Genomic DNA, 1,987 nt, shown 5'->3' on the forward strand with positions numbered 1-1,987 from the left:
CTGCACCATGCCCGGCTTCCCCGACACCTTCATGCCGTTCATGGACGAGCCCACCGGCGGCAGCCTGTCGTCCATGCTGATCAGGCCCTACGGCGCCTTCATCCGGCGCATGCGCGGCATCACCAGCATGGCCGTCAACAGGGAACCGAAGTGGCGTCACAACCGACACGAGCTGACCAGCGGGTACGACCCGCACTGGCGCGCCTGACGAGAGGAACGAGGACCGGACCGACATGACGACCACTCAGGCTCGTGCGGCGGGGCGCAGGCCCGCGCAGATCGTGGACATGTCCTGGGACCCGATCACCCGGATCATCGGCAACCTGGGCATCTACACGAAGATCGACTTCGCCAACCAGGAAGTCGTCGAGTGCCACTCCACCTCCTCCCTGTTCCGCGGCTACTCCGTCTTCATGCGCGGCAAGGACCCCCGCGACGCCGGCTTCATCACCTCCCGCATCTGCGGCATCTGCGGCGACAACCACACCACCTGCTCCAACTACGCCCAGCAGATGGCCTACGGCGCCAAACCCCCGCCCATGGCCGAACACATCACCAACCTCGGCGAAGCCGCCGAATACATGTTCGACCACACCATCTTCCAGGACAACCTCGTCTTCGTCGACTTCTGCGAGGCCATGGTCAAGGCCACCAACCCCTCCGTCCTGGCCCGCGCCGAACGCACCGAAGCCCCCCGCGGCCACCTCCACGGCTACCGCACCATCGCCGACATCATGCGCGCCTTCAACCCCTTCGAGGGCGAGGTCTACAAACAGGCCCTCAAGATCTCCCGCACCACCCGGGAGATGTTCTGCCTGATGGAGGGCCGCCACGTCCACCCCTCCACCCTCTATCCCGGCGGCGTGGGCACCATGCCCCAGCCCACCCTCTTCACCGACTACCTCACCCGCCTGCTGCGCATCATCGACTTCGTCAAACAGGCCGTCGCCATGAACGACGACGTCTTCGACTTCTTCTACGCCGCCCTGCCCGGCTACGAGGAGGTCGGCCGCCGCCGCATCCTCCTCGCCTGCTGGGGCGCCTTCCAAAACCCCGACACCTGCGACTACCGCTACGCCACGATGAACACCTGGGGCAAGGACATGTACGTCACCCCCGGCATCATCGTCGACGGCCAACTCGTCACCAACAACCTCACCGACATCAACCTCGGCCTGCGCATCCTCCTCGGCTCCTCCTACTACGACGACTGGACAGGCGAAGAGCCCTTCGTCACCCACGACCCCCTCGGCAACCCCGTCGACATCCGCCACCCCTGGAACCAGACCACCCTCCCCCACCCCCAAAAACGCACCTTCGAAAACAACTACTCCTGGGTCATGAGCCCCCGCTGGTACCACCCCGAAACCGGCCGGCACCTCGCCCTGGACACCGGCGGCGGCCCCCTGGCCCGCCTGTGGTCCACCGCCCTGAACGGCCTCGTCGACACCCCCTACGTCAAAGCCACCGGCCACAGCGTCCGCATCACCCTCCCCAAAGGCCAAACCCTCCCCGAACACACCCTGGAATGGACCATCCCCCAGTGGTCCAACACCCTCGAACGCGACCGCGCCCGCCCCTACTTCATCGCCTACGCCGCCGCCATGGCCCTCCACTTCCTCGACCAGGCCCAACACCTCGTCCGCGCCGGCGAAACCCACACCTTCACCAACTACGAGGTCCCCGACGAAGCCATCGGCTGCGGCTTCCACGAAGCCGTCCGCGGCGTCCTCTCCCACCACCTCGTCATCCGCGACAAAAAGATCGCCAACTACCACCCCTACCCCCCCACCCCCTGGAACGCCAGCCCCCGCGACCACTACGGCACCCCCGGCCCCTACGAAGACGCCGTCCAGGGCCAGCCCATCTTCGAGGAAAACGGCCCCGACACCTTCAAAGGCGTCGACATCATGCGCACCGTCCGCAGCTTCGACCCCTGCCTCCCCTGCGGCGTCCACATGTACACCGGCAACGGAAAAACACTGAC

At 66.2% G+C, this 1,987-nt stretch carries 1 protein-coding gene and 1 pseudogene; both read left to right on the forward strand.

What is annotated here, in order from left to right; all coding sequences use genetic code 11:
* Positions 1-208: pseudogene (locus tag RH94_RS42765) on the forward strand (hydrogenase expression protein HypE); the annotation flags it as partial.
* 25 nt (positions 209-233) lie between these two features.
* A partial coding sequence (locus RH94_RS08160) for a nickel-dependent hydrogenase large subunit (RefSeq protein ID WP_073946938.1) occupies positions 234-1,987 on the forward strand: 1,754 nt, incomplete at its 3' end.

Source organism: Streptomyces kebangsaanensis (genome assembly GCF_001906585.1).
Taxonomy (GTDB): domain Bacteria; phylum Actinomycetota; class Actinomycetes; order Streptomycetales; family Streptomycetaceae; genus Streptomyces; species Streptomyces kebangsaanensis.